24 protein-coding genes and 2 pseudogenes are annotated in these 25,385 nt (G+C 69.6%); 6 read left to right on the plus strand and 20 right to left on the minus strand.

Features of this window, described 5'->3' with window-relative positions; translation table 11 throughout:
- The first annotated feature begins 20 nt into the window (after nt 1-20).
- Nucleotides 21-590 carry an NADAR family protein gene (locus OHN19_RS11680; RefSeq protein ID WP_330264138.1) on the plus strand — a complete coding sequence of 190 codons (570 nt, stop codon included), beginning with the start codon at nt 21-23 and terminating at the stop codon, nt 588-590.
- Here OHN19_RS11680 and OHN19_RS11685 read toward each other — a convergent pair whose 3' ends face one another.
- Nucleotides 591-1,283: a DUF4190 domain-containing protein gene (locus OHN19_RS11685; protein ID WP_330264139.1), complete on the minus strand. Its 693-nt coding sequence runs from the start codon at nt 1,281-1,283 to the stop codon at nt 591-593.
- A gap of 593 nt (nt 1,284-1,876) precedes the next feature.
- Here OHN19_RS11685 and OHN19_RS11690 point away from each other — a divergent pair.
- Together OHN19_RS11690 and OHN19_RS11695 are read left to right on the plus strand one after the other, a co-directional pair.
- Nucleotides 1,877-2,935, plus strand: coding sequence for an adenosine deaminase (locus OHN19_RS11690; RefSeq protein WP_330264140.1), 1,059 nt, complete (start codon nt 1,877-1,879; stop codon nt 2,933-2,935).
- 47 nt (nt 2,936-2,982) lie between these two features.
- On the plus strand, nt 2,983-3,678 hold the full coding sequence (locus OHN19_RS11695; RefSeq protein WP_330264141.1) for a glycerophosphodiester phosphodiesterase: 696 nt from the start codon (nt 2,983-2,985) through the stop codon (nt 3,676-3,678).
- 20 nt (nt 3,679-3,698) lie between these two features.
- On the opposite strand, the gene OHN19_RS11700 is transcribed toward OHN19_RS11695, so the two are convergent.
- Complete coding sequence (locus OHN19_RS11700) at nt 3,699-5,360, minus strand: sigma-70 family RNA polymerase sigma factor (RefSeq protein ID WP_330264142.1); 1,662 nt, start codon at nt 5,358-5,360, stop codon at nt 3,699-3,701.
- A gap of 243 nt (nt 5,361-5,603) precedes the next feature.
- On the opposite strand from OHN19_RS11700, the gene OHN19_RS11705 reads away from it, so the two are divergent.
- Nucleotides 5,604-6,737: a serine hydrolase domain-containing protein gene (locus tag OHN19_RS11705; protein ID WP_330264143.1), complete on the plus strand. Its 1,134-nt coding sequence runs from the start codon at nt 5,604-5,606 to the stop codon at nt 6,735-6,737.
- On the opposite strand, the gene OHN19_RS11710 is transcribed toward OHN19_RS11705, so the two are convergent.
- The 11 genes and pseudogenes from OHN19_RS11710 to OHN19_RS11760 form a co-directional block, all read right to left on the minus strand.
- Nucleotides 6,730-7,245, minus strand: coding sequence for a hypothetical protein (locus OHN19_RS11710; RefSeq protein WP_330264144.1), 516 nt, complete (start codon nt 7,243-7,245; stop codon nt 6,730-6,732). The genes OHN19_RS11705 and OHN19_RS11710 overlap by 8 nt on opposite strands.
- A 60-nt stretch (nt 7,246-7,305) precedes the next feature.
- Nucleotides 7,306-7,563, minus strand: a pseudogene (locus tag OHN19_RS11715) (cyclase); the annotation flags it as partial.
- Entirely contained in the window at nt 7,476-9,137 is a 1,662-nt protein-coding gene (locus OHN19_RS11720) for an alpha-galactosidase (protein WP_419249517.1), read from the minus strand. The pseudogene OHN19_RS11715 and the gene OHN19_RS11720, both read right to left, overlap by 88 nt.
- Nucleotides 9,138-9,346: 209 nt before the next feature.
- Nucleotides 9,347-10,297 carry an alpha/beta hydrolase gene (locus OHN19_RS11725; protein WP_330264146.1) on the minus strand — a complete coding sequence of 317 codons (951 nt, stop codon included), beginning with the start codon at nt 10,295-10,297 and terminating at the stop codon, nt 9,347-9,349.
- Between the two features lie 136 nt (nt 10,298-10,433).
- A pseudogene (locus OHN19_RS11730) lies at nt 10,434-11,202 on the minus strand (SDR family NAD(P)-dependent oxidoreductase).
- 95 nt (nt 11,203-11,297) lie between these two features.
- A complete protein-coding gene (locus tag OHN19_RS11735; protein WP_330264147.1) occupies nt 11,298-12,065 on the minus strand; it encodes an SDR family oxidoreductase in 768 nt (255 codons plus the stop codon).
- Nucleotides 12,066-12,133: 68 nt separating this feature from the next.
- On the minus strand, nt 12,134-13,390 hold the full coding sequence (locus OHN19_RS11740) for an MFS transporter (RefSeq protein ID WP_330264148.1): 1,257 nt from the start codon (nt 13,388-13,390) through the stop codon (nt 12,134-12,136).
- Nucleotides 13,391-13,495: 105 nt separating this feature from the next.
- A complete protein-coding gene (locus tag OHN19_RS11745) occupies nt 13,496-14,029 on the minus strand; it encodes a cyclophilin-like fold protein (RefSeq protein ID WP_330264149.1) in 534 nt (177 codons plus the stop codon).
- A gap of 17 nt (nt 14,030-14,046) precedes the next feature.
- Nucleotides 14,047-14,712 carry an SDR family NAD(P)-dependent oxidoreductase gene (locus OHN19_RS11750; protein WP_330264150.1) on the minus strand — a complete coding sequence of 222 codons (666 nt, stop codon included), beginning with the start codon at nt 14,710-14,712 and terminating at the stop codon, nt 14,047-14,049.
- A 77-nt stretch (nt 14,713-14,789) separates the two neighbouring features.
- A complete protein-coding gene (locus tag OHN19_RS11755; protein WP_330264151.1) occupies nt 14,790-15,200 on the minus strand; it encodes a cupin domain-containing protein in 411 nt (136 codons plus the stop codon).
- A 23-nt stretch (nt 15,201-15,223) separates the two neighbouring features.
- Nucleotides 15,224-16,240, minus strand: a complete 1,017-nt coding sequence (locus tag OHN19_RS11760) for a zinc-dependent alcohol dehydrogenase family protein (protein ID WP_330264152.1) — start codon at nt 16,238-16,240, stop codon at nt 15,224-15,226.
- Nucleotides 16,241-16,423: 183 nt separating this feature from the next.
- Between OHN19_RS11760 and OHN19_RS11765 the strand changes: the two genes are divergently transcribed.
- Together OHN19_RS11765 and OHN19_RS11770 are read left to right on the plus strand one after the other, a co-directional pair.
- Complete coding sequence (locus OHN19_RS11765; protein WP_391195351.1) at nt 16,424-17,296, plus strand: helix-turn-helix domain-containing protein; 873 nt, start codon at nt 16,424-16,426, stop codon at nt 17,294-17,296.
- A complete protein-coding gene (locus OHN19_RS11770) occupies nt 17,293-18,162 on the plus strand; it encodes a helix-turn-helix domain-containing protein (RefSeq protein ID WP_330264154.1) in 870 nt (289 codons plus the stop codon). The genes OHN19_RS11765 and OHN19_RS11770 overlap by 4 nt, the downstream gene beginning before the upstream one ends.
- Before the next feature lie 112 nt (nt 18,163-18,274).
- Here OHN19_RS11770 and OHN19_RS11775 read toward each other — a convergent pair whose 3' ends face one another.
- From OHN19_RS11775 to OHN19_RS11805, 7 genes are all read right to left on the minus strand, one after another.
- Entirely contained in the window at nt 18,275-18,901 is a 627-nt protein-coding gene (locus tag OHN19_RS11775) for an RES family NAD+ phosphorylase (RefSeq protein WP_330264155.1), read from the minus strand.
- Nucleotides 18,898-19,410, minus strand: a complete 513-nt coding sequence (locus OHN19_RS11780; protein ID WP_330264156.1) for a hypothetical protein — start codon at nt 19,408-19,410, stop codon at nt 18,898-18,900. The genes OHN19_RS11775 and OHN19_RS11780 overlap by 4 nt, the downstream gene beginning before the upstream one ends.
- Nucleotides 19,411-19,771: 361 nt before the next feature.
- Nucleotides 19,772-20,266: a hypothetical protein gene (locus OHN19_RS11785; RefSeq protein ID WP_330264157.1), complete on the minus strand. Its 495-nt coding sequence runs from the start codon at nt 20,264-20,266 to the stop codon at nt 19,772-19,774.
- Between the two features lie 104 nt (nt 20,267-20,370).
- Entirely contained in the window at nt 20,371-21,621 is a 1,251-nt protein-coding gene (locus OHN19_RS11790) for an MFS transporter (RefSeq protein WP_330264158.1), read from the minus strand.
- 357 nt (nt 21,622-21,978) lie between these two features.
- Nucleotides 21,979-22,587, minus strand: a complete 609-nt coding sequence (locus OHN19_RS11795; protein WP_330264159.1) for a hypothetical protein — start codon at nt 22,585-22,587, stop codon at nt 21,979-21,981.
- A 618-nt stretch (nt 22,588-23,205) separates the two neighbouring features.
- Nucleotides 23,206-24,195: a GTP 3',8-cyclase MoaA gene (gene moaA, locus OHN19_RS11800; RefSeq protein ID WP_330264160.1), complete on the minus strand. Its 990-nt coding sequence runs from the start codon at nt 24,193-24,195 to the stop codon at nt 23,206-23,208.
- Entirely contained in the window at nt 24,189-25,355 is a 1,167-nt protein-coding gene (locus OHN19_RS11805; protein ID WP_330264161.1) for an XdhC/CoxI family protein, read from the minus strand. Before OHN19_RS11805 ends, moaA begins: the two co-directional genes overlap by 7 nt.
- Nucleotides 25,356-25,385 lie beyond the last annotated feature (30 nt).

Raw genomic sequence — 25,385 nt, forward strand, 5'->3', positions numbered from 1 at the left:
TGCCTGTCAGACTCGCGTGCATGGGGAAGATCACGGGGAAGACCGATTCACAGGACGCCCTGGTCAAGCAGGTCCGAGCAGGCGCCCACATCAAGTATCTGCACTTCTGGGGACACCGCCCGCGTCCGGACGGCCGCGTCGGCGCGAGCTGTCTGAGCCAGTGGTGGCCGTCACCGTTCGTGGTGGACGGAGTGACCTATGCGACCGCCGAGCACTGGATGATGGCGGCGAAGGCGCGGCTTTTCGAAGATCAGGAAGCCGAGCGCCTAGTGCTGGCCGCCGGCCACCCGTCCCAGGCCAAGAAGGCGGGCCGCCTGGTGCGCGGCTTCGACGAGCGGATCTGGCAGCGGGAGCGCTTCGGGATCGTCGTCGAGGGCAGCGTGCACAAGTTCGCGGCCCACGACGACCTGCGTGAGTTCCTGCTGAACACCGGCGAGCGGGTGCTGGTGGAGGCGAGTCCGGTGGACCGGGTGTGGGGCATCGGCCTCGCCGCGGACGACGAGGCGGCCGGCGACCCGGAGCGCTGGCGAGGCCCGAACCTCCTGGGCTTCGCGTTGATGGCGGCCCGGGAGCGGCTCAGAGACCTCTGATCAGTACTGCTGTGCCACCTGGACGGCGTGCAGGGAGCCGTCGTAGTAGTCGGGCTCGTCGTCGGAGGTGACCGCGGCCGTGATGACGATGGCCATGAAGACGATGACGGCGAGGCCGAGGATCGTCCCGATGATGCCCATGATGAAGCCGGCCTGCGCCTGACCGTGGTTCGTGGCCTCGCCCCGCGCGGCCTTCTTGCGCCCCTTGACGCCGAGGACGATGGCGATGATGCCGAGCACCAGGGAGAGCACGCCGTACAGGCAGAACATGACGCAGGAGATGATGCCCAGCACCATCGCGGCGACGCCCATGCCGTTCTGCGGGGGCATCGGCGGGGCCCAGCCGTATCCCTGCGGGGCCTGGGGATAGCCGGGGTACCCGTATCCGGCCGGGGCGCCGGGCCCACCGGGCGCGATGGGAGGCGGCGGCACGAAGCCGGGCCCACCGGGTATGCCGGGACCGGGGCCAGGGCCGGGGACGCCCTGCTCCGGGGCGGGGTAGCCGTAACCGGGAGTGGGGCCGGGCGCGGGTGCGGGAGGCGGAAAGCCGTACCCGTCACTGGGCACCGACGTCACGGTGGCCTGATCATGCACGGACGGCGGCGGCGAACTCTTCTCCAACGACGGCCCACTCTCCGGCGCCGCCCAGGGATCCCGCCCGGCCTCCCCACCCGACTGCGTTCCGTCCGTCATGCCCATGTCCCCCTTGGTCGTTCGTGCGGCCATGTTACCGGTCGCGGAAAGGGGGGTGCCGGCTCAGGTTGTCGGGCGCCTTCAGGTCCGTCGTGGCTGGTCGCGCAGTTCCCCGCGCCCCTAGGGGGTTGCAGTTGGCCTGCGCCACGACGGGACCGTCAGCCGCCTGCGCGCCCGCCCCCTCGGGCCGTCAGCCGCCCGCGTCCGCCCCCACGCACCGTTCGCCGCGCACGGCGCGAAGGGGACGGGGTGGGGGGTGTCCGCCCGCAGCGGCCGGCGTCCGTTACCGAGCCCCATTTTCAATGGACCGAGCCGCCGGACCGAGGACGGATACCCCCCACCCCGGCACCGACCCACAACGCAACCGCACGCGCTACGCACGCCCCCACCGGACAGCAAGAGGCCGCCGCAGGCATCCAGGGGCGCGGGACTGTGTCGATATGCGGCTCCGCCGCGTGGGCGCAAAAACGCCCGCCCCCACCCACCCGCACCGGCCCCACCACCCCCCGTCCTACGATGGCCGCACTCGATCAGCCGATCACCGCGCCGCACAAGAACCCATCGTGCCAGGCGCCCTGCAAGGGGAGGCCCCCATGACGACGACACCCAACCCCGCCCCCACCCCCCTCCACCACGCCTTCATCGCCGAACTGCCGAAGGCCGAACTCCACGTCCACCACGTCGGCTCCGCCTCCCCCCGCATCGTCTCCGAACTCGCCGCCCGCCACCCCGACTCCAAGGTCCCCACCGACCCCGAAGCCCTCGTCGACTACTTCACCTTCACGGACTTCGCCCACTTCATCGACGTCTACCTCAGCGTCGTGGACCTGATCCGCACCCCCGAGGACGTCCGGCTCCTGACCTTCGAGGTCGCCAGGGACCTCGCCCGCCAGCAGGTCCGCTACGCCGAGCTCACCATCACGCCGTTCTCCTCCACCCGCCGCGGCATCGACGAGCGCGCCTTCATGGAGGCGATCGAGGACGCCCGCAAGGCGGCGGAGTCCGAGTTCGGCACGGTGCTGCGCTGGTGCTTCGACATCCCCGGCGAGGCCGGCCTGGAGGCCGCAGAGGAGACGACACGGCTCGCCACCGACGACCGCCTCCGCCCGGAGGGCCTCGTCAGCTTCGGCCTCGGCGGCCCCGAGATCGGCGTACCCCGCCCCCAGTTCAAGCCGTACTTCGACCAGGCCATCGCCGCCGGCCTGCACTCCGTCCCGCACGCCGGCGAGACGACCGGCCCGGAGACCGTGTGGGACGCCCTCACCCACCTCCGCGCCGAGCGCATCGGCCACGGCACGCACTCCTTCCAGGACCCGAAGCTCCTCGCGCACCTCGCCGAGCACCGCATCCCGCTGGAGGTGTGCCCCACCTCCAACATCGCCACCCGGGCCGTCCGCACCCTCGACGAGCACCCGATCAAGGAGTTCGTGCGCGCCGGGATCGTCGTCACGATCAACTCCGACGACCCCCCGATGTTCGGCACCGACCTGAACACCGAGTACGCGGTGGCGGCGAGGCTCCTGGACCTCGACGAACGCGGTCTGGCGGAGCTGGCGAAGGCGGCCGTGGACGCGTCCTTCCTGGACGGACCCGGCAAGTCCAGGATCAAGGACGAGATCGACGCCTACACCACCGCCTGGCTCGCCCCCTGACCCGCACTGCGTCACCCCCCGCAACGCACCGGCACCACAATGGGCCCATGCAAAAGCTGACCGCCGTGGCACACCGCGGCGCCCCCTACCGCGTCCGTGAGAACACGATCGGCTCCCTGCGTACCGCGCTCGACCTGGGCGCGGACGCGGTGGAGGTCGACGTACGGCTCACCAGGGACGGCGTACCGGTCCTGCTCCACGACCACACGCTGAAGCGGCTGTGGGAGCACGACCGGCCGTTGCTGTCGCTGTCCGCGGACGAGGTGCGGGGGCTGACCGGCGGCCGGGTGCCGACGCTCGCGGAGGCGCTGCGGGCCACCGACGGCCACCGTCTGATGCTCGACCTGCCCGGCACGCGCGAGACCCGGGTCGCCCGCCGCGTGGTCGACGTGGTCCGCGAGCAGGGAGCCCAGGACCGCGTCTACTACTGCGCCGACGCCACCGCCATGCTGGCCGTCCGCGAGGCCGACCCGTCCGCGGAGATCGCGCTCACCTGGACCAGCCTCGCACCCCCGCGCCCCGCCCTGCTGAACGCGGTCAAGCCACGCTGGCTCAACTACCGCTTCACCCTGATGGACCGGGACCTCGCGGACCGCATCCACACGGACGGTTATCTGATCTCCGTCTGGACCCCCGACACCCGCCGCTCGATGCGCCGCCTCGCCGGGATGGGCGTGGACTCGATCACCACGAACCGGGTGGACGTGCTCTGCGCGCTGCGGGCGGCCGACCCGACGGGGTAGGGCCCGCAAGCGCCGTGACGCTAGACCCGGGACTTCTGGGCGACCGTCGCCGGGTCGGCGGGGGTTGAGCGGGTGACGTACTGCGGGACCGGGGTGTCGTCCTGGCCGGTGTCGCGGACCAGGCCGTAGCGCTCGGCCCCCTGCGCGGGGCCGGTGGTGATGTCCTTCTCGGCCGCGTCCCAGGTCGTGGGGAAGACGCTGAGGCCGTAGTCGGCGCCGCGTTCGTTGACGGTGAGGGTGACGCTGCCGTCGAGGTAGAAGTACTCGTTCTGCCACATCTGCTGGGTGCCGGCGGGCAGGACGGCGTAGCCGGTGGCCGAGCTGCCCATGCCGGTGGCGCTGCTGTCGGTGGCGCTGACGGAGTCGTCCATACGGCGGCCGCCGCCCGAGGCGACGTGGAACAGCTTGCCCTCGAGGCCGGTCCAGGAGGGCGGGACCAGGCTGCCGGGCCGGTACTGCGGGGAGATCTGCCAGCGGACGAGGACGTAGCCCTCGCCGGTGAGCGTGACGGCGTCCCCGCGGTGGTTCAGGACGGCGTGGGCGCCGCCGGTGCTGCTGATGCCGGTCTCCGGCCGGTGGGGCAGGGCGGCGGGCGGGGTGTCGGGGTCGGGGGCCCGGTCGACGGTGTCGACGACACTGCCGTAGAGGAGGGTCTTCGCGGGGATCGCCGAGGGGGACGGAGACGGTGACGGCGAAGGCGGCGGGGTGGCCAGGAGCGACGGCGGGCGATGGGTGCCGGCCGCCGTGGGTGAGACCGCGACCCGCGGCGCAGGTGAGTCCGGCTGCTGGGTGACGACGTAGGCCCCGCCCGCGACGATCGTCGCGCCCGCGGTGGCCGCGACGACGGGCTGGGTGAGGGCGCCCAGCACCTTGGCGGACCAGCTCACGGACGCGACCGTGGCCGCCGCGGCCGTCTTGCTCCCCAGGGCCAGCGACAGGGTGAAGCCCACCGGGACCGGCACCAGCGCGATGCCGACCAGCAGCCGCTCCGCCGGTACGACGGACTCGCGGGTGTCGCCGCAGTAGCCGCAGCCGCGGATGTGCCGGGCGAGCCGCTTGCGCCAGACCGAGTCGGGGCGGCCGTTCCAGCGGGCGGTCAGCTCGCGCAGGTCCGGGCAGGCGCCGTCGAGGGCGCGGACGATGCCGCGGGAGGTCTCCAGGCGCTCCTTCATCCGCTGCACGCGCACGGCGGCGTGCTGCCGGCTGATCCCGACGGCACCGGCCAGCTCGCGCCGGGTGAGCTCGCCCGCGACCTCCAGCCACCACAGCGACAGCAGTTGCCGGTCCTCGTCGTCGAGCCACCGCACGGCCTCCGCGACCTCACGCCGCTGCCCTTCCAACTGGAGCCTCAGTACGGTGAGTTCGGCGAAGTCGGCGGCTTCGCGCGCGGCCGACTCGTCCAGCGGGGCGGAGGTCCTGCGGCGGGCCCGGTCCCGTATCTGGCGCATGGCGATGGCGACCAGCCAGGACCGGAAGCTGTCCGGGTCGCGCAGACTGCCGAGGTTGCCGACGGCCCGCAGCATGGTCTCCTGGACGACGTCGTCGACGTCGGCGTGGCCGTTCAGGGCGCGGCCGACGATGTTGTACACCAGCGGCAGCCAGCCCTCGACGAGCTCGTCCAGCGCCCGTCGGTCGCCGTCCTGCGCCGCCGCGATGGTGTCGCGCCACTGCCGCGTGTCCACGTCGTCCTTTCCGGGCGGTGACCCTTCGTGGTGCCCCTTCGTGCGTGCGTAGGTGGAGACGGAGTGAAGGGCTCCGCGATAACACTTTTTCTCCCCTAGGGGGGTTCTCCGGGCAACTCCCCTAGACGAAAAGGGAGTTGCTCAGGGCTTTCCCGGGGTCGAGCCCCTCCTCGGTGAGGATCACGCCGCCTCGAAGGCCCCGCAGGATGATCACACACATCCCACACCCCCTGGAGTAGACCCGTGCGTGACCTCCGTCGCAGAAGTCTCCTCGCCGGTGCCCTCGCCGCGCCCCTGGCCGCCGCCCTGCCAGCCTCCCCCGCGAACGCGGACACCGCCTGCGGACCGGACGCCAAGGCACTGCGCGCCGCGCTGGCGGGGCTCCCCGACGCCGACGCCACCGCCGCCCTGGTGCGGGTCGGCGGCCGTGACGGCAGGTGGCGGGGCAGTTCGGGCGTGCGCGACCTGGAGAGCGGGCGGCCGGCCGATCCCGATGCGCGCTTCAGGGCCGGGTCGACGACGAAGGTGGTGACGGCGGCAACCGTGCTGCGCCTGACGGACGAGAGGCGGATCGACCTGGACACGCCGGTCCAGCACTACCTGCCCGGGCTCCTCGGCAGCCGGTTCCGGCCGGTCTCCGTCCGGCAGCTGCTGAACCACACCAGCGGCATCCCGGCGGGCGACGACCTCGGCACCACCTTCGAGGAGGTGTACGCCCGCCGCTTCGAGACGCTCGGCCCGCAGCGGGTGGCGGCGTCCGCGGGCGCGAAGGAGCCGGAGTTCCGCCCGGGGAAGCGCCAGCACTACCTCAACATCAACTACACGTTCCTCGGCCTGCTGATCGAGCGGGCGACGGGACGGCCGTACGCCTCGGAGGCCACCCGGCTGGTGCTGGCGCCGGCCGGGATGCGGGACACGTACTTCCCCGGCACCGACCCGCGCATTCGCGGCCCGCACAACCGGGGCTACCAGGCGGTGCCGAGGGCCGACGGGACCACGGAGCTCCTGGACGTCACGGAGTGGAACCAGGCGGACCGGTTCGCGGCCGGGGACATGATCTCCACGACCGCGGACCTGGAGCGCCTGCTCACCGGTCTCTTCCGGGGCCGGATCGTGCCGCGGCCGCTGATGAGGGAGGTGTTCTCGGTCCCGGCGGACATCACCGGAGCCAGTTACAGCGCGGGCGGCCTCCGGCGCTTCGAGACCGGCGGGACGGTGTACTGGCTCAAGTCCGGTGGCCGGTACGGCTACAACTCGGCGATCGCCGGCACCCGCGACCTGAGCCGCACGCTCGTCCACTCGGTCAACTCGACCGACGCGAAGAGCGAGGACGCGAACCCGGTCGTCGCCCGGATCGTCGCCGCCGCGCTCAAGTAGCGGGCACCGCCTGGACGTTGGGCGGGGTGAGCGCCTCCAGCCGCTTGATCTTCTTCCGCAGGACGTACAGCGGGACGATCCCGATGACCCCGAACGACATGTCGATCACGCTCCACCAGAACGGTATCCCCCGGATGGGTCCGCAGATCAGGGCGAGCGGGATGATCCCCGCGCAGGCGATCATCCCGAACTCGACGACCCAGATGTTGCGGACCGGGTCGCGGTAGGGGCCGTAGAAGGCGACCGCGATGACCAGGTGGGCGAAGGCCAGCCAGTCCGTGCCGTACAGGAGGAAGGGGTGGTCCGCGTCGGCGGTGTCGAGCCCGCGCCGGACGCGCGTGATCCAGTCCATCAGGGCGTCCGGCGCGGGCAGGTGCCGCAGGACCTCCTCGGTCCAGCGCAGTTCATGGACCAGCGGGAAGGCGGTGGCCCCGCTGAGCACCAGGCAGACGACGAAGAAAACCAGCCATGCGCGGATGCCCCGGAGTTGGGCGGCTCTGTCGCTCATGGCAGCAGCGTACGCCTGGATTTGAACATGTTCAAAAGGTTGGGGACGCCGGGACCTCTGTCAGCCGGCCGCCGCCGTCGTCTCGGCCAGCTTCTGGAACTCGCCGAGGTCGTAGTTGGCGAGGGCCGAGTCCAGGTTGGTGAGGGCGCCGAGGTGCTCGATGAACCCCTGGGGGTCGTACTCGATCTGCAGGGTCACCCGGCTCGACGTGTCGCTGAGCCGGTGGAAGGTCACCACGCCCGCGTGGTGCACGCCCTCCACGGTGTGCCAGGCGATGCGGTCCTCCGGGACGACCTCGGTGAGTTCGGCGACGAAGTTCTGGCCCAGACGCGGTCGGTGCGTTCGAGGATGGCGAGGTCGACCCGTCCGCCGCCGCTGGAGCAGGATTCGATCTCCAGGTCGGGATGGCGTGTGCGCAGTTCGTCCAGCAGGGCGTAGACGGCGAGGGTCTGGGCGTGGACTGCGGGCTCGCCGCCCGGTGAGTGGCCGGCGTCGACGAGTTCGCGGTTGTGGTCCCATTTGAGGTAGGCGATGTCGTACTCGGTGAGCAGGGCGTCGAGCCGCTGAAGGATGTAGGCGTAGGCCTCGGGGTGGGTGAGGTCCAGGACCTGCTGGGAGCGGCGGTCGGCGGGGGTGCGGCCGCCGGTGGCCAGGATCCATCCGGGGTGTGCACGGGCCAGGTCGGAGTCGGGGTTGACCATTTCCGGTTCGACCCACAGGCCGAACTCCATCCCGAGCGAGCGGACATGGTCGATCAGCGGGCCCAGGCCGTCGGGCCAGACGGTCTCGTCGACATACCAGTCGCCGAGCCCCGCTCGGTCGTCGCGGCGGTGGCGGAACCAGCCGTCGTCCAGGACGAAGCGCTCCACGCCGACCTGCGCGCCGAGGTCGGCGAGGTGGGTGAGCTTGTCGAGGTCGTGGTCGAAGTAGACGGCTTCCCAGGTGTTGAGCACCACCGGCCGGGCACGGTGCGGGTGGCCGGGGCGGGCGCGCAGGTGGTCGTGGAAGCGCGCGGACAGACCGTCCAGGCCCCGGTTGCTGTGGGAGCCGTAGAGCCACGGACCGGTGTACTCCTCGCCGGGGCCCAGGATCACCTCGCCCGGCAGGAGCAGTTCACCGGCGGCGATGACTGGGCGGCCGGCGGGCAGCCGTTCGGCCAGGATCCGGTGGTTGCCGCTCCAGGCGATGTGCAGACCCCACACCTCGCCGGTGCCGAATCCGAAGCCCGGCGTGCCGGCCGTCAGGACCAGGGCGGCGTCGGGGCCGGTGCGCCCGCTGCAGGTCTCGCGCAGCCAGGTACCGGCGTTGAACGGGTGGCGTTGTGGGGAGCGTTCGCGGCACCAGCGGCCGGTGAGGTCGAGCAGTTCGGTGGCGGAGTCGGGGACCGGCAGGGCGAGCATCAACCCGTCGAGCGTGTACGGCCGTACCGTGTCGTCGTTGCGTACGGTGGCCCGCATGCGCACCAGGCCGGAGGGGGTGAGTCCGGCTTCCAGGGCGAGGCTGAGCCGGGCGGCCTCGTCGGTGGCCCGGATCCGTACCGAGGGGCCGTCGGTCTCCACCGAGTCGCGGGTGAACAGGGGTGACCAGTCGGCGCCCTGGCGGTGCCCGGTCAGACCGGGCTGCCCGGGCCATCCGGTGCCGTGCTCGGGCAGCAGCGCGACCCGTGGTACGACGTCGTCGAATCCCGGCATGTTCGGCATGGTGACGGCCTCGGCCAGCTGCGACAGCTCGTCCTGGGTGAGGTCGCCGAGATCGGCGCCCCAGTGGAGCACCGTGGGCAGGCCGGTGCCTCTCAGGTCGAGTACCAGGCTCACGTCTGCTGCCCGGAGATGGATAAGTCTTTCGGCTGCGACAGGGGTCGTCATGGACGGACTCTCTTTCGGCAATCTCATTGCGGGGCTTCAGTTCGTGCGGATTCGCCGCCCCTCCCGGTCTCGATCACCGAGCGACAAATAGTCGTAGTCGTCGAGTTGGGTGGCAGGCACAAGCGCGAGCACAGTGGTACGAGGGGGGTGCGGCCGTCGCTGTGCCGACAGCGTTGGTCCGGCCTGTCGGCGATGCCTGACGCCCGAAACCTGCGGCGATCGCCAGGGTTTGGTGATCAGGCGAGGTTCTTGGTGAAGAACTCCTCCAGCTCCTCGAACGGAATCAGGTCGGTGCGGTCGTAGAGGTCGATGTGCCGCGCGCCGGGAGCCACCACCAGCTTCTTGGGACCGGTCGCCTGCTCGTGGACGGTGTCGCTGAAGTAGCGGGAATGAGCGTGCTCACCGGTGATGAGGAGGATCGGCCGCGGGGCGATGTCCGGAAGGTGGCGCAGCGCCCCGTAGTTGATGTGGGACATTCCACTGGTGACGGTGAACCCGCCGATCGACCGAGGATGCCGACCACGATCGGTGACATAGAACTCGAAGAACTCGCTGGTCACCGGGTCAAGGCCATCCGGGATCTCGGCGGGGAAGATCGGCGTGAGCGCGGGCTCACCCGCATCGACGTCACTCCAACGCTGCTCCGCGAGTTTGTTGAGCCCTGCCTGGCGCTCTTCGTCGCTCATGGTGTCCTGCCACCCGCCGCGCGTGACGCCGCTGATGTCGTACATGGCTGCCGTCGCCACGGCCTTGATCCGCTGGTCGACCTGCGCGGCGTTCAGCGCGAACCCGCCACTGCCGCAGATGCCGATCGCACCGATCCTGTCGCGGCCCACGTAGGGCAGCGTGCCCAGGAAGTCCACGCTGGCGCTGAAGTCCTCGGCGAAGATTTCCGGCGAGGCGATGTGCCGGGGCTCACCGCTGCTCTCGCCGTTGTAGGACGGGTCGAACCCCAGGGCGACAAATCCGCGCTTGGCCAGTTCCTGGGCGTACACCCCAGGTCCCTGCTCCTTGACGCCGCCGTACGGCGGGCCGATGACGATCGCCGGGTGCTTCTGCGACTCGTCGAAGTCCTTCGGCCGATAGAGGTCGGCCGCGATGGTGATCCCGTACCTGTTGTTGTACGTCACCGATGTGCGTGTGACGTTCTCGTCCAGATCGAAGATGTAGCTGTCCGACAGCGGCATTTCCTGTCCTTCTTTCTGCGTGTTTGCCTGTCTGGGCGTTGTCTTGGGAGTTGAACGACGGGGTTCAGCGGGCTGTGTGCTGTGCGCACGATGTCCGGGACGGTCAGCCACTGTTTGAGCCGTTCGTGGTTCGTCCTTATCGGGCGACGTAGCCGCCGTCGACGGGGAGGGCGACGCCGACGACGAATCCGGCTCCGGGGCTGCACAGCCACAGGACGGCTTGGGCGATTTCTTCGGCGGTGCCGAGGCGGTTGATGGGCTGGTTGGCCTCGGCGTCGGCGCGGTCGAGCTCTCCCTTGGCGATCATGTCGCTGACCATGGGAGTGTCGATAGTTCCCGGGCAGACGGCGTTGATGCGGATGCCGCGCGGGGCGTATTCGAGGGCGGCGCTGGTGGTCAAGCCGATCACGCCGTGTTTGGAGGCGTGGTAAGAGGCGCGGCCGGGGAGACCGACCAGGCCGCCGAGGGAGGAGCAGTTGACGATGGCTCCGCTGCCCTGGGCCCGCATGTGTCGCAGCTCGTGTTTCATGGAGGCCCACACGCCGCGGAGGTTGATGGCGTTGACGCGGTCGAAGCGCTCGGCGGGTTCCTCGGCGGCGTCGCTGGGCGGGATCTGGATGCCGGCGTTGTTGTAGGCCAGGTCGAGGCGGCCGAAGGTCTCGACGGTGCGGTCGACCGCGGCGGCGACCTGGTTCTCGTCGCTGACGTCGCAGGTGAGAGCGAGGACCCGGTGGCCGGCGTCGGTGAGGTCCTTCGCGGCAGCGTTCAACGTGGCTTCGTCGATGTCGGTGAGGGCGACGGCGGCAGCCGGAGACGGCGAAGGCTCGGGCGGTGGCCAGGCCCATGCCGGATCCGGCTCCGGTGACGAGGGCGACCTGGTCGGTGAAGTCATAGGTGGGGTTCATCTCGTGCTCTCCCATCGTGTTACTCGGTGGCCCGCCCCTCGCCCATGGGGTTCGTGGCGAGGTCAGGGCGTTTGCCGGGGGTGGCGCAGCAGTCTTCAGACGGTTTGGCCGCCGTCGACGACCAGGGCGTGGCCGATGGCGAAGGAGGAGGCGTCCGAGCAGAGCCAGAGGACGGCGGCGGCGATCTCCTCCGGTGTGCCCAGACGCCCGATCGGCTCGTCCGCGATGAGGGCTTCGCGGCCTCCGGGGGTGCTCTCGGCGAAGCGTTCGATCATCGTGGTGTCGATGATGCCGGGACAGACGGCGTTGATGCGGATGCCCGAGGCCGCGTAGTCCAGGGCGGCCGAACGGGTCAGGCCGATGACGCCGTGCTTGGCCGCGGTGTAGGCCGCCTGTCCCTTGAAGCCCTTGACGCCTGCGCCCGACGAGGCATTGACGATGGCGCCGGACTGCTGCTGTTGCATCAGCAGGATCTGGTGCTTCATGCAGAGGAACGTTCCGGTGAGACTGACGCCGAGGACGCGGTCCCATTCGTCCTTGGTGACGTCAACGGTGGGTTTCACCGGCTGCTCGATCCCGGCGTTGTTGAAGGCGGCATCGAGGCGGCCGAAGGCCCGGACGGTGTCGTCCAGGGCGGACGTCACCTGGTCTTCGTTGGTGACGTCACAGGTCAAAGCCAGGGCCTGTCCGCCCTCTTCCTTGATGAGCCGTGCGGTCTCTTCGAGTCCCTGCGTGGGCAGGTCGGCGAGCGCGACGCGGGCGCCCGCGCGGGAGAAGGCGAGGGCGGTGGCGCGGCCAATGCCGGACGCGGCTCCGGTCACGAAGGCCACCTTGCCGGTGAAGGTCTTGTCGTGTGCGCTCATCGCGGATCCTCTCGTTCGGTGCGGTGGAAACATCGCGTCGGCTCGTGGCAGTTGCCTGCCGACCGGACTCAGTGATGCGACGGGGTCTGCACGGGTTCGTCATCGAGCGCGTGGGCCGGGGCAGTGCGCTGGGCGACGATTCGGCTCTTGCCGGGGGTGCCGCGGACGGCGAGGGCGATGAGCGGGAGCAGGGTGAGGACGGCAATGACCGTGCCGACCAGGGGCGGACCGGTCAGGCCTAGGGAGGAGTCCAGGGCCGCACCCGCGATGAAGGAGCCGCCGGCCACGCCGATGTTGAAGGCGGAGGTGGTCAGGGCGGACGTGAGGGTGGGGGCGTCGCCGGCGAAGCGCATGGCCAGCGAGGTGACGACGGGGTTCACCGTGAATCCGGTCAGGCCCATGAGGAAGACGAGGATGGTGGCCGTGACCGCATTGGTGGACAGTGGGATCATCAGGAACAGGACCAGGGCGGTGGCTGCTGCGGCGGTGATGGTGGTGGCCATCGGACGGTGCTCACCCAGACGGCCACCCGTGGTGGTGCCGCCCAGGGCGCCGACGCCGAAAGCGATAAGGACGAACGGGACGGCGCCCGCCGGGATCCCGGCCCGGTCGGTCAGCAGCGGCGTGACATAGCTGTAGGTCGCCAGGACACCGCCCATGATGAACACGGCTGCGCTCAGCGCCAGCCACAGCCGGCCCTGGCGCAGGGCGCCGAACTCGGCGCGCAGCGAGACGGTCGCGCGCTGCTCCTGGGCGGGGATGAAGCGGCCGATGAAGACGGCGGCGAACGCCGAGAGGACGGCCAGGGCCCAGAAGGGGCCGCGCCAGCCGATGAACTGGCCGGCGAAGGAGCCGATCGGTACGCCGACGACGTTGGCCAGGGTCAGCCCGCCGATCATGACGCCGGTCGCGCGGGTGGCCCTGTGCGGGCCTGCGGCGGTGGTGGCGACGACAAAGCCGACGGACCAGAACGCTCCGGTGGCCAGCGCGGTGACGACGCGGGCGGCGAGGACGACGGTGAAGGAGGTGCTCAGGGCTGCCACCACGTGGCCGAGGCTGAAGACGGACAGGGCCAGGATCAGCGTCTGGCGCTGGGGAAGGCGCAGGGTGGCCAGGGCCATGGTCGGCGCCCCGATGATCATGCCGACGGCGAAGGCGGTGATCAGCAGCCCGGCCTGCGACGTGCTTACACCGAGGCCGGTGGACAGTTCGGGCAGCAGTCCGGCGATGACGAACTCAGTGGTGCCCATCAGGAACGTACCGGCTGCGAGCACCCAGACGACGAAGGGGAGCTTGCCGGGGGTGGTCCCGGATGTGGAAGGCATACCTGTGGTGTCTCCTTGAGCGGAATGGCGGAATGGGGGTGCGGTCAGCCACGGGGACGGGGAGGCCGTCGGGGTTGATTGAGGCGTCCACCTGGCTGCCAAAGGTCAGGAAGCGGCTTCGATGGTGATTCGGTCGGCTGTGCCGAGCCCGTCGGCGTCGAGGTGGCCAAGGATGAGCAGGTCTGCGGAGGCGGAATCGCCGTCGCGGTAGTAGAGAGCCAGGTTGCCCCAGGGGGCGTAGTAGGCCAGGTCACCGGCCCGGGGCACGGCTGGGTCCGGGGCGCCGGACGTAGTCAGCCTGCGCGGCAGGTCCGCGATCCGCTCCGTCTGGTGGAAGTCCTCCAGATCCAGGGTGAGCGGGAGCAGGTCGGCGAAGTCGCGGGCGGCAGGGCTGTCGTTCAGGGTGGCGTCGACGGGCCGGCCGTCGATGGTGACCCGGATGGCCATGGCGGTGTTCCTCTCGGCTGATGCGCTAGGTGCGGCGGATGTCGATGCCTGCTGCCGCCCGGAAGACGCCGACGAGCTGGACGCGGAAGCCGGAGTGACCCCTGATGAGTCGCTGGTGCAGGCGGTCACGGCCAGCAGGAGAGCGGTTGCCGGGACGGCACGGACCAGGGCGCGGTGGGCGGCGGAGTTCATGGGCGTGCTCCGGGTTCTCAGTCGGGAAGGGGCTCGGAGTAGTGGCGGAAGCCGTCACGCCCGGTGTGCATGTCGTACAGGCGCCGGGCCAGGGCGTCGGGGCTGCTGTGTTCGGCGTCGGGCTGGATGGCGCCCGGCACGATCAGCTGGGCGACATGGATGTTCTGCGGGGCGAGCGTGTCGTGGAGCATGCGGGCGTACGCGCTCTCGGCGGCGAAGGCGATGGAGGTGCCGGCGACGTTCGGGTTGGGGCGCACGGCGCTGGAGCCGTTGACGAACAGCACGGTGCCGCGGCCGAGTTCGCGCATGCCGGGCAGGACGGCGTTCACCGCGGTGACGGGGCCCTTGACGGAGAAGGCGAGGGGCGCGTCGAGGTCGTCGGCGCCGGTGTCCAGGACCGGCTTCATGAAGTCGGCGCGGGGCACGGGGCTGTACTGGAGGATCTCGACGGGCCCCAGCGAGGCACCGGCCGCGTACAGGGCCGCGGTCAGGGACTCGATGTCGAGGACGTCGGCGGCGAAGCCGCGGGCCTCGATGCCGTCACGCGTCAGCTCGGCTGTCAGGTCGTCCAGGCGCTGGGAGTTACGGGCGATGAGGGCGACGCGGTGGCCGGCGGCGCCGAAGCGGCGGGCGGTGGCGAGCCCGAGGCCGGGTCCGGCACCGATGAGGGCGAAGGTGGTCACAAGAGTTCTCCTCAACGACGTGGCTAGGGGGTGGGCCGCGCATCAAGGCCCGGCGAATGAGGGGTGTGCGCCCGGGTTCAGCCGGTGGGCGGGGCGGCGGTGTATTCCTCGTCAGTGACGGGGTTCAGCCAGTGCACGACGTCGTGGGTGTCGTCGCCCTCGTTGATGGCCAGGTGGACCATCAGCCGGTTCGGGGCGGCGCCGTGCCAGTGCTCCTCGTCGGCTTCGAACAGGACGCGGTCGCCGGGCCGGATGACTTCCACCGGTCCGCCGCGGCGCTGGCAGAGGCCGACGCCCTCGGTGACGAAGACGGTCTGCCCCAGGGGGTGGCGGTGCCAGTGAGTGCGGGCGCCGGGCATGAAGTGCACCAGGGACGCGGTGACCCGGGACGGGGCCGGCGCGGCGGCGACGGGGTCGATGTAAACGTCGCCGGTGAACCAATCGGCCGGACCCTTGACGGTGTCGATCGAGCTGCGGGTGATCTGCATGGTTGCTCCTTGCCGAGGAGGGGTCAGGGCTTGAGGAGGGTCTTGATCGCGCGGCGTTCGTCCATGGCCCGGTAGCCCTCGGCGACCTGGTCCAGGGGCAGGGTGAGGTCGAAGACCTTGCCCGGGTTGATCCGGCCGGATAGGACCCGGTCGATCAGGTCGGGCAGGTAGCGGCGCACGGGGGCGGGGCCGCCGCGCAGGCCGACCTGGGAGAAGAACAGCTCCTGGCCGTCCACGGCGACCTCGTGCGGGACGCCGACGAAGCCGACGTTGCCGCCGGGCCGGGTCGAGTGCAGGGCCTGCCGCATGGACTCGGCCGTGCCGACGCACTCCAGCACGGAGTCGGCGCCGATGCCGCCGGTGAGGTCCTTGACGCGGGCGATGCCTTCGTCGCCGCGTTCGCTGATGATGTCGGTGGCGCCGAATTCGAGGGCCAGCTTCTGCCGGGAGGCGTGGCGGCTCATCGCGATGATCCGCTCGGCTCCCAGTTCCCTGGCGGCGATGACTCCGCACAGGCCGACCGCACCGTCTCCGACGACAACGGCGGTGGCGCCGGGCTTGACCTCGGCGGCGAGGGCGGCGTACCAGCCGGTGCCCATCACGTCGGAGACGGCGAGCAGGCCAGGCACCGCCTCGCCGTCCGGGTGCTCGCCGGTGGCGACCAGGGTGCCGTGCGCGTTGGGGATGCGGACGTACTCGGCCTGGCAGGTACTCATGAACTCCCGGTTCAGGCAGGAGGACTGCCAGCCGTTACGGCAGTTCGCGCAGGTGTTGTCCGAGGTGGCGAAGGAGCCGACCACGAACTGACCCGGCTTGACGTTGGTGACCTCGCTGCCCACCTCCTCGACGATGCCGACATACTCGTGCCCCATCGGATGGGGCTCGTCCACCGGCTCCGCGCCACGGTAGGGCCACAGGTCCGAGCCGCATACGCAGGTGGCGACCGTGCGGATCACCGCGTCGGTCGGCCGGTTGATCTTCGGGTCTTCGAGGTTCTCGAGGCGCACATCGCCGGGGGCGTGAATGACTGCTCCGCGCATGGGGGTGCTTCCTTCGATACGAGGGTCTGTATGCCGCAGCCGGCGTCAGAAATGGCTGCTCACGGTCGAGCCTCACACGCGAGGGCGGGCGCGAAAAGCGGAGGAATCTATCCGGGGAGAGGAACATCCAGGGAGGAAATTCTCCCCCCTTCCTCAGGTGCGATCGATGTAATGCTGGGAAGCATGACCAGCGATGTCGCCCTGAATGAACTGGGAGAATTCCTTAAGAAGCGCCGCTCAAAGCTGAGCCCGCCCACCGTCGGGCTTCCGTCGACCAGCAGGCCCCGCCGGGTCGAAGGACTGCGCCGTGAGGAGGTCGCCCAGCTCGCCTCCATCAGCACCGACTACTACACCCGGATAGAGCAGGGCCGCATGCAGGCGTCCGCGCCCGTGCTGGACACCATCGCCCGTGTCCTCCACCTGGACGACGACGAGCGCGACTACCTCTTCCAGCTCGCGGGCAGGACCACCATTCGCACCCGACGCCACGGCAGGCAGAAGGTCCAGCCGCAACTGCAGCGGGTGCTGGAGGACCTCACCTCCGTCCCCGCCATGGTCCAGGGGCGGCGGGGGGACATTTTGGCGTGGAACGCGTTGGCGGCCGCGCTGGTCACGGATTTCTCCCGGATTCCGGAAAAGCACCGCAACTATCCCCGGATCCTGTTCACCGAGCCGGCGATGCGCACCCTGTACGCCGACTGGAGGACGGCTGCACAGGTCACCGTTGCGCAGCTGCGGATGGAGGCGGCGAAGTACCCCGAGGACCCCCGTCTGATCGCCCTGGTTGGTGAACTGTCCCTGCGCGACCAGGAGTTCGCTCGGTGGTGGGGCAATTACCGCGTCGCCGCCCGCACCGTGGGCACGAAGACTCTGATCCATCCGGTCGTGGGAGAGGTCACCCTCGACTGCGACACCCTCACCGCCAACACCGACCCCGACCAGTACATGACGGTCTGGACTGCCGCCCCGGGATCCCCCGCGCACGACCGGCTGCGCATTCTCGCCTCCTGGGCCGCCGACCAGAACCTACCGGCCTCGTCAGGATGGGAAGCATGACCAGCAACGTTCCTCTCAATGAGCTCGGCGAGTTCCTCAAGAAGCGCCGTTCGGAACTGAGCCTCCGCGCGGTCGGGCTGCCGGAGACGGGCGGGCCCCGCCGGGTGGCTGGGCTGCGCCGTGAGGAGGTCGCCCAGCTCGCCTCCATCAGCACCGACTACTACACCCGGCTTGAGCAGGGGCGTATGCAGGCGTCCGCGCCCGTGCTGGACACGATCGCCCGTGTTCTCCACCTGGACGACGACGAGCGCGGCTATCTGTTCCAGCTCGCGGGCAAGACCACCGCCCGTGCACGGCGCCACGGCAGGCAGAAGGTCCAGCCCCAGCTGCAGCGCGTGCTGGATGACCTCACCGCCACCCCGGCCATCGTGCAGGGGCGTCGCGGGGACATCCTGGCGTGGAATGCGCTGGCCGCCGCGCTGGTCACCGACTTCTCCCGCATTCCGGAAAAGCACCGCAACTACCCCCGGCTCATCTTCATCGATCCGGCGATGCGCACCCTGTACGCCGACTGGGAGAGCTCGGCGCGGATCGCCGTTTCACAGGTGCGGATGGAGGCGGCGCAGTATCCCGAGGACCCTCGTCTCATCGAGCTGGTCGGTGAACTGTCCACCCGTGACAAGCAGTTCGCCCAGTGGTGGGGCGACCACAAGGTCGCCGCCCGCACCGTGGGCACCAAGACCCTCAACCATCCCGTCGTCGGCGAACTCGTCCTGGACTGGGACACCCTCACCGCCAACACCGACCCCGACCAGCACCTGACCGTCTGGACCGCCGCCCCAGGATCCCCCACCCACGAGCGGCTGCGCATCCTCGCCTCCTGGGCCGCCGACCAGCACCTGGCGCCCTCTTCGACTCCCCGCTGATCGGTGCCGTTCCTTCTGCGTCAAGTTCAGCGTGTAGAACCTGTCTGACTGAAGCGCACGACAATGGTTCCAGTGCTGGCGGTGTGGCTGGAACCCGCCCATCATGAACCTCTTACCAGGCGACAGCTGGAATTACTTCAACGTCGAACCTGTCGCGAACTTCTTCCAGAAGTGACCTGTAGATAGGTTCGGGCTCGCCATCATCCTTCAGGTACTTCAGCAGGTCTCGATTCACCCCTGCCGGTCCGAACAATGCAATGGACGTTTCATTGAGTTGTGGGTGGTGGCTTGCCCGATATTGAACTCCTTGAAAACCGGCCTGCTGTAGTGCAGCCCCCCATTCCTGAGTCAATGCATAATCGTCACCCGCCGACAGATCACCGAAGATCCCGTAGCGACCAACCACCGATTCATCGGTCAAGTCGGCGATCTTGAACGGCTCTGAGGGAACCAGTTCGCTGATCACCCGCTCGTTAACCAGATGGGCTGCAAGCGGGCGGATCTCCCCGAGAGTCTCAAGGAAAGCTCCGACCGGGGACTGGGCCAGGTAGCAGGTCCCGTAACGCTGCCGACCAGTCAGCCAGTGCGGGGCATCAAAGCGGTAGATTCCGCGATCCCCGAAGTAGGCCGCCTCATTGTCGGCCAGGTGGATCCGAAAAGCGACCTGAGGGTCTTCCCAAGTTACGCTTGGGAAATCCATCAACTCGTACGGATCCCTGGGGGGCAAGTTGCTGGTCACGATGCGAGCCTCCCGGCAACCCGTCGAGCGGCATCAAACACCGGGCGTGGATCGCGTTTCTTCACTAGCCATTCGCACGGCGCAAGCCCATCGAATGAAGACGACGGGGTATTCATCCAGACCGAAAGCGCATAGGCATCGAGCTTTCCGAGCTCCGTGACGAAGATCTCGAAGATCTCGCGGGCATCAGGCCGGAGCGAGCCGTTCTCGAAATCGAACTGCCAGACCGGATAGTGAGTCGTCCCTCGCCCCGGTAGCCCTAGAAGGGTTCCTGCGGCAACCCTCTTGGCCAGCGCCTGACGGGAAACACGGAGCAGCCGTGTCACTTCGGTCGTTTCAAGGGTCTCTCCAACCCTTGCCGCCCAGATCATCGGCGCCAGAACAGCGTAGGCCGCTTCCAGACCCATCCTGTGTGCCTGAACTGGATCAAGGCTGACGCTGACCTCATGGGGGATTTTGTGCACCCCCTCCGCGAAACCCGCAATCAAGTATTCGATGGAGTCACTCATACCTCGATTGTGCGTCAACCCGTCAACCAACGTCAACCCGTCAACCTGGCGGCCGTGCGATCAGCGCTGGGTTGGCAGGTCACTGGTGCGTATCGGTTGATCGCCTCGGTGAGGCCCCGCCGGCTGCTGAGCCCAGAGGTCAGGAGTGCCGAGCCCGAACGGGCCGACCCGGATCAGCTCATCCACCGACCTGGTCGCCACCTCACTCTCGCCGCCCTTGCTCCGCCAGACCAGCAGCCGGTCAAGACCGGGGATCCGCTCCGCGACATCGGCGCGGGTAGTCGTCGCCCCCTCGGCGTTCCCAGGGGCGGGGCGACGCCGTGTGGAGCGATGCTGATCGTGTCGAAGACCCAGAGGACGGTCAGCGCGGTGAGCCGGTGCAGGACGGTGGACCGCGAGGGTCCGCGTTCGCGTACCAGGTGAGCGATGAAGTCGCTGTATTGCTGGTCGTCGCAGTCGCCCAGGGTTGTGATGTCGGCGGCATGTAGCCAGCAGGCGAAATCCCGCCAGGCCATGGTGACTTCGTAGATACTTCGGCGTTCATGCGGGTTCGCCAGGCTCCGGACCTGGCGAGCAGGAAGGAGCCCAGCAGGCTCCGGTTGATGAACGTGTGCGTGATCTGCAGCAGTTCATGGCGGGTGGCGGGCGGGAACTTCGCCCAGTGCATGCTCTTGTGCTCGACGCTTGGGTTGGCGTTCAGCGGGACCAGGGACCATGTCGCTTCGCCATAGCAGTTGGGCTCGCCAGGGCTGACGACGAGCGCGGCGTCGATGACCGAGGTCTGTGCCGTGGGCCGGGGTTGTTCCGCGGCGAGGAGGGCTGTGACCGCCGCGTCGTGCAGTCCGATGCCGAACATCTCCGCCCACGTCACACTGACGGTGACCCCGTTGGGCTGGACCTCACGCTCTGGGGTCCGCGAGCGGGACCTGCCGCTCGCGCGTCGCACAGGCCAAATGCCGCTCAGCCAAGGTCCTGACGTCCGCACCCGATCGACTGCTCCGCAGCTGCTCGGGGCTGAGCAGGCGGCGTCTCGGAATGGGTGACGCGCATCAGCGCGAGTGCGGTCAGCGGTACGAGGGTGAGGGCGGCCGCCACCGTGCCGACCAGCGGGGGCCCGGCCTGCTCCAGCGGTGAGGTCAGGGCGATGCCGGCCGTCCAGGAGCCGATGGCGATGCCCACGTTGGGCGCCGCGCCGCTGAGGCCGGAGGCGAGGGTGGGCGCGGAACCGGCGAAGCGCAGAGCCAGCGCGCCGAGCGCCGGGTTGGCGGCGAAGCCCGTCACCCCCATCAGTGTCACCAGAACGACGGCCGCCACGCGGCTGGTGGAGAAGACAGTCAACAACAGCAGGACCAGCGTGGTCGTGGCAGCGGCCGTGAGGAGCGTGACCAGGGGGCGACGGTCGCCCAGGCGCCCACCGACCGTGGTGCCCAGCAAAGCGCCCAGGCCGTAGCCGGTCAGGACCATGGGCACGGCCTCAGCGGAGATACCGGCCCGCTCGGTGAGCAGGGGCGAGATGTAGGTGTACGTCGCCAGGACACCGCCCATCAGCAGCGTCATCGAACTCAGCGTCAGCCAGACCCGAACATCTCGCAGCGCGGCGAACTCGGCCCGCACGGAAGGCGCTTCACGTCGCTCGTCGCCAGGGATGAACCGGCCGATGACCGCCGCCGCGCCGGCCGACAGCGCGGCCAGTACCCAGAACGGCCCGCGCCAGCCCGACAGCTGCCCCAGCCACGCGCCCAGCGGTACGCCGGCCACGGTCGCCACGGTCAGACCGCCCAGGAGCATGCCCAGGGCCCGCGACGTCGTTGCCGGCCCTGCCGCGGTCGTGGCAACGATCGCTGCGACGCACCAGAAGGTCCCGGTGGCCAGTGCGGTCACCACGCGAGCCGCGAGCACGAGAGCGAAGGACGAGCTGAGCGCGGCGGCCAGGTGCCCGAGGGCGAAGACGACGAGCGCGAGGATCAGCGTGGAACGCCGGGGCAGGCGCAGGGTCGCGATCGCCATCGCCGGCGCCCCGACGATGATGCCTGCCGCGAACGCCGTGATCAGCAGACCAGCGTGAGGCAGGGAGACATGGAGATCATCGGCGATCTCGGGCAGCAGGCCCGCGATGACGAATTCGGTGGTGCCCATGAGAAAGGTTCCGGCGGACAGCACCCAGACGACAAAGGGCAGTTTGCGGGGTCGCTCGTCGGTCGTGGGTGACATTCGGTGGCATTCTCTTTTCAGGGCAACGCGCGATCGCTGCGGGCTGGGGACGCCGTCGAGCATCGCACCGCACGGGCGTTCTGTGAGGGGGAGGAATTTCTCCCTGCTTCGCCGCACAGTTGCAAGCGATCTTCCTTTCGGCAGCTGCCGCTTTACGGCAAGGAGCTCACAGCTCTTTAGGCGTGGCCACTGATCGAGGAAACGGGATGGACGCCCGCAACGCACGAGGCCCCCGTGCCGTCGTGGGGAGATGTTCGAAGTGCCAACCCACAGGCAATGGAGCCGCGTTGATCGGATTGGAGTGCCACCTGAGTGGGGAACGGCCTGCCGAAACGGCTACTGCGGCTCTCACCTGCACTACCCGGACACACACCCGCCCAGCGGCGTTGTCGCATGACTGCGGTCATAGGACCTTCCGGCTTCAGACTGCCCTGATGTCGAAGGACCGGACACGCACCAGTCGTCAGGACGCCGAGCGGGGAAGTCCTTACTTCCGGTGGAAGCCGGAGACGGGCCGCGGAGTCTGCGCCGGGCGACCAGGGCCGAGGCTGCGACCAGCCCGAGGGATACAAGGGTGAGTTGGCCTGCGATGGACGGGCAGTCCGACGGCGTGTCGTAGCCGCCGTCATCGAGTCCGGCCTGCCGTTCGAAGTGGTTGAACGCACCGGGGAAGAATGCCTCGTCGAGGGCATACAGCGCGGGGAAGGCGGCGGGCCCTCCGACGAGTGAGAAGGCCGCCCACTGGTCCGCGTGCCGGGCCTCGTGTTCCGCCAGACCCTGCGTGCGCGGCGAGTCCGCCCCCATACGCTGGTCCGTCAGGAAGACCGTGCCGAACATGGTGCCGGCGCGGACGACCCCGCCGTCCAGAACCACAGCGGTCGTCCCGTTGCCGCCCTGATGCACTTCGCCGCCCTTGCCGACGCCGTAGAGCAGAGCCGCCCCGGAAACCGGCGCGTTGACCACCACGCGGGTGGTCTCCCATAGACCTCCGTCACCCTCAGATCCGGCGACCGCGAAACAAGCTCCAGACGCCAGCTGCACCGCCGCCCCGGCCGCGACCACCCCGCGCCGCAGCCTGGACGGCGCCCGCCCGCGCAGCGTGCCGACGATGGCGAGGACAAGGCCCACCAGGCCCCCACAGATCAGGCACGCCGCCCACCACAACGCCCTGCGGACTCTCCGGCTACCCGGCCGCACGGCCGGCGCCTGTCGCTCTGGGGCGTCCGGTCGGCGCTCCGGGACGACCGTGGGAGTGGGCCGCTCCAGCGTCGGCGTCGTCATGAGCGCCTCTCGGAATTCGGGTCGGCGCCGGTGATGAGGATGACCTGGTTCATCGTTTCCTTCGCGTTCCGTCAACGGTTCCATGGCTACATACAGAAGTCGCCAAGGCGTAATCCCTCGGCGAGAAAGAACTCGATTTCGACCCTCACACGCGGGGGCAGGCACGAAAAGAGGAGGAATCAATCCGGGAAGAAGAACATCCAGGGAGGAAACCCTCCCCCTTTACCGGGCGCGATGCGACGGCTACATGGACACAGCCCGCATCCGGACCGGTGCCTCGGCCCGGCAAAGAGGGAGAGTTTACTAGCCACCGATCGCGGACATCGGGCGATCTGGTTGGACGAAGGTCGGGTCGTCCAGGCCCCCGCCCGCCTTCTTTCCCCACATTGCCTCGCGCCAGATCCGCGTGATCTCCTCGTCCGGGGCGTCCGCGCGCAAGGCCGCGCGTAGGTCGGTCTCCTCGGCCGCGAACAAGCAGGTTCGTATCTGGCCGTCAGCGGTGAGCCGGGTGCGGTCGCAGGCGGCGCAGAACGGACGGGTGACCGAGGCGATGACGCCCACTCGGTGCGGCCCCCCGTCCACCAGCCAGCGTTCCGCCGGGGCCGAGCCGCGCTTCTCGGAGCCCTCTTCGCTCAGGCCGAAGCGGGTGTGCAGGGAGGCGAGGATGTCGCCTGCGGTGATCATGCCGTCGCGCTTCCAGCCGTGCTGGGCGTCCAGGGGCATCTGCTCGATGAAGCGCAGTTCGTAGTCGTGCTCGACCGCCCAGGCCAGCAGGTCCGGGGCTTCGTCGTCGTTCAGGCCCGGCATCAGGACCGAGTTGACCTTCACCGGGGTCAGGCCCGCCTCAGTGGCCGCGTGCAGGCCCTGGATGACGTCCTTGTGGCGGTCCCGGCGGGTGAGGGTCTTGAAGACGTCCGGGCGCAGAGTGTCCAGGGAGACGTTGACCCGGTCCAGGCCCGCCGACTTCAGGGCCGCAGCCGTTCGCTTGAGGCCGATGCCGTTCGTCGTCAACGACATCTGCGGGCGGGGGTGCAGCGCTGCGACCCGCTCCACGATGCCCACCAGGCCCGGGCGCAGGAGCGGTTCGCCGCCCGTGAAGCGGACCTCCTCGATGCCCAGGGAGGTGACCGCGATGTCGATCAGACGGACGATCTCGTCGTCCGTGAGGAGATCGGGTTTGGCGAGCCACTGCAGGCCCTCCTCGGGCATGCAGTACGTACAACGCAGATTGCACCGGTCGGTCAGCGAGACCCTCAAGTCGGTGGCCACTCGGCCGTAGGCGTCGCTCAGCACGTTCCTGAGACCATTCCTGCCCCGTGCCGCGCTGTATCCGGCACCGCCCCGGAAACGCGGTGGATCGGGCCGCTGACCCGGACCAGAGGCAAGCCACTCGCTCGGCTGGCGTGGGCGATGATCTCCGCGGTGATGGAGATGGCCGTCTCCTCGGGGGTGCGGGCGCCGAGATCGAGGCCGATCGGGGAGCGGAGCCGGGCCAACTGTTCCTGTGTGACGCCGACTTCACGCAGGCGGCGCAGCCGTTCGTCGTGGGTGCGGCGTGAGCCCATCGCGCCGACGTAACCGACGGGCAGGTCGAGGGCGAGCTGGAGCAGCGGGATGTCGAACTTGGCGTCGTGGGTCAGCACGCAGACGGCGGTACGGGCGTCCACGGCCGTCCGGGCCAGGTAGCGGTGGGGCCAGTCGACCACGACCTCGTCGGCGTGCGGGAAGCGGGCGGGCGTAGCGAAGATGGGGCGGGCATCGCACACGGTGACCCGGTAGCCGAGGAAGCGGCCGGCCTGGCTGAGGGCGGCGGCGAAGTCGACCGCCCCGAAGATCAGCATGCTGGGGCGGGAGGCGTACACGTGGACGAGGACGGTCAGCGGTTCGGGGCAGCCGTCCCCGTTTCCGCCGACCGTGACGCGGCTGGTACGTCCGGCCCGTAGCAGGGCCCGCGCCTCCTCGGCCACCAGCTGATCCGTCGGCCCGCTGTTCAGGGTGCCGTAGGTGACGCCGCCGTCGGCGAGGACGCTCAGGGTGGAGCCGATGAGGTCGTGGGGACCGTCCACGACCTGCGCCACGGCGGTGGGCCGGCCTTGGAAGACATCGGCGAGGGCGGCGCAGAGGTGTGGCTGGAGGACGCAATCGATGCGTTGCACGAGGACGTCGAGTTCGCCGCCGCAGGTGAGACCGACGGCAAAGGCGTCGTCGTCGGAGTAGCCGAACGAAGCACGCTGGGGGCTGCTGCGATCGCTGAGCACGTGTTGGCACAGTTCGTAGACCGCGCCCTCGACGCAGCCGCCGGAGATGCTGCCGACCGCGTTGCCGTGCTCGTCCACCGCGACCGACGTACCGACCGGCAGCGGTGCGCTGCCGGTCACGCCGACGACGGTGGCCAGGGCGAAGGGGCGTGCCTCGCGGCACCAACGGTGCAGTGTGTCCGCGATATTCAGCATGAAGGTCCTTCGTGCAAGGGACGAGGGGCC

This window comes from Streptomyces griseorubiginosus, assembly GCF_036345115.1.
In the GTDB taxonomy this organism is placed as follows: domain Bacteria; phylum Actinomycetota; class Actinomycetes; order Streptomycetales; family Streptomycetaceae; genus Streptomyces; species Streptomyces griseorubiginosus_C.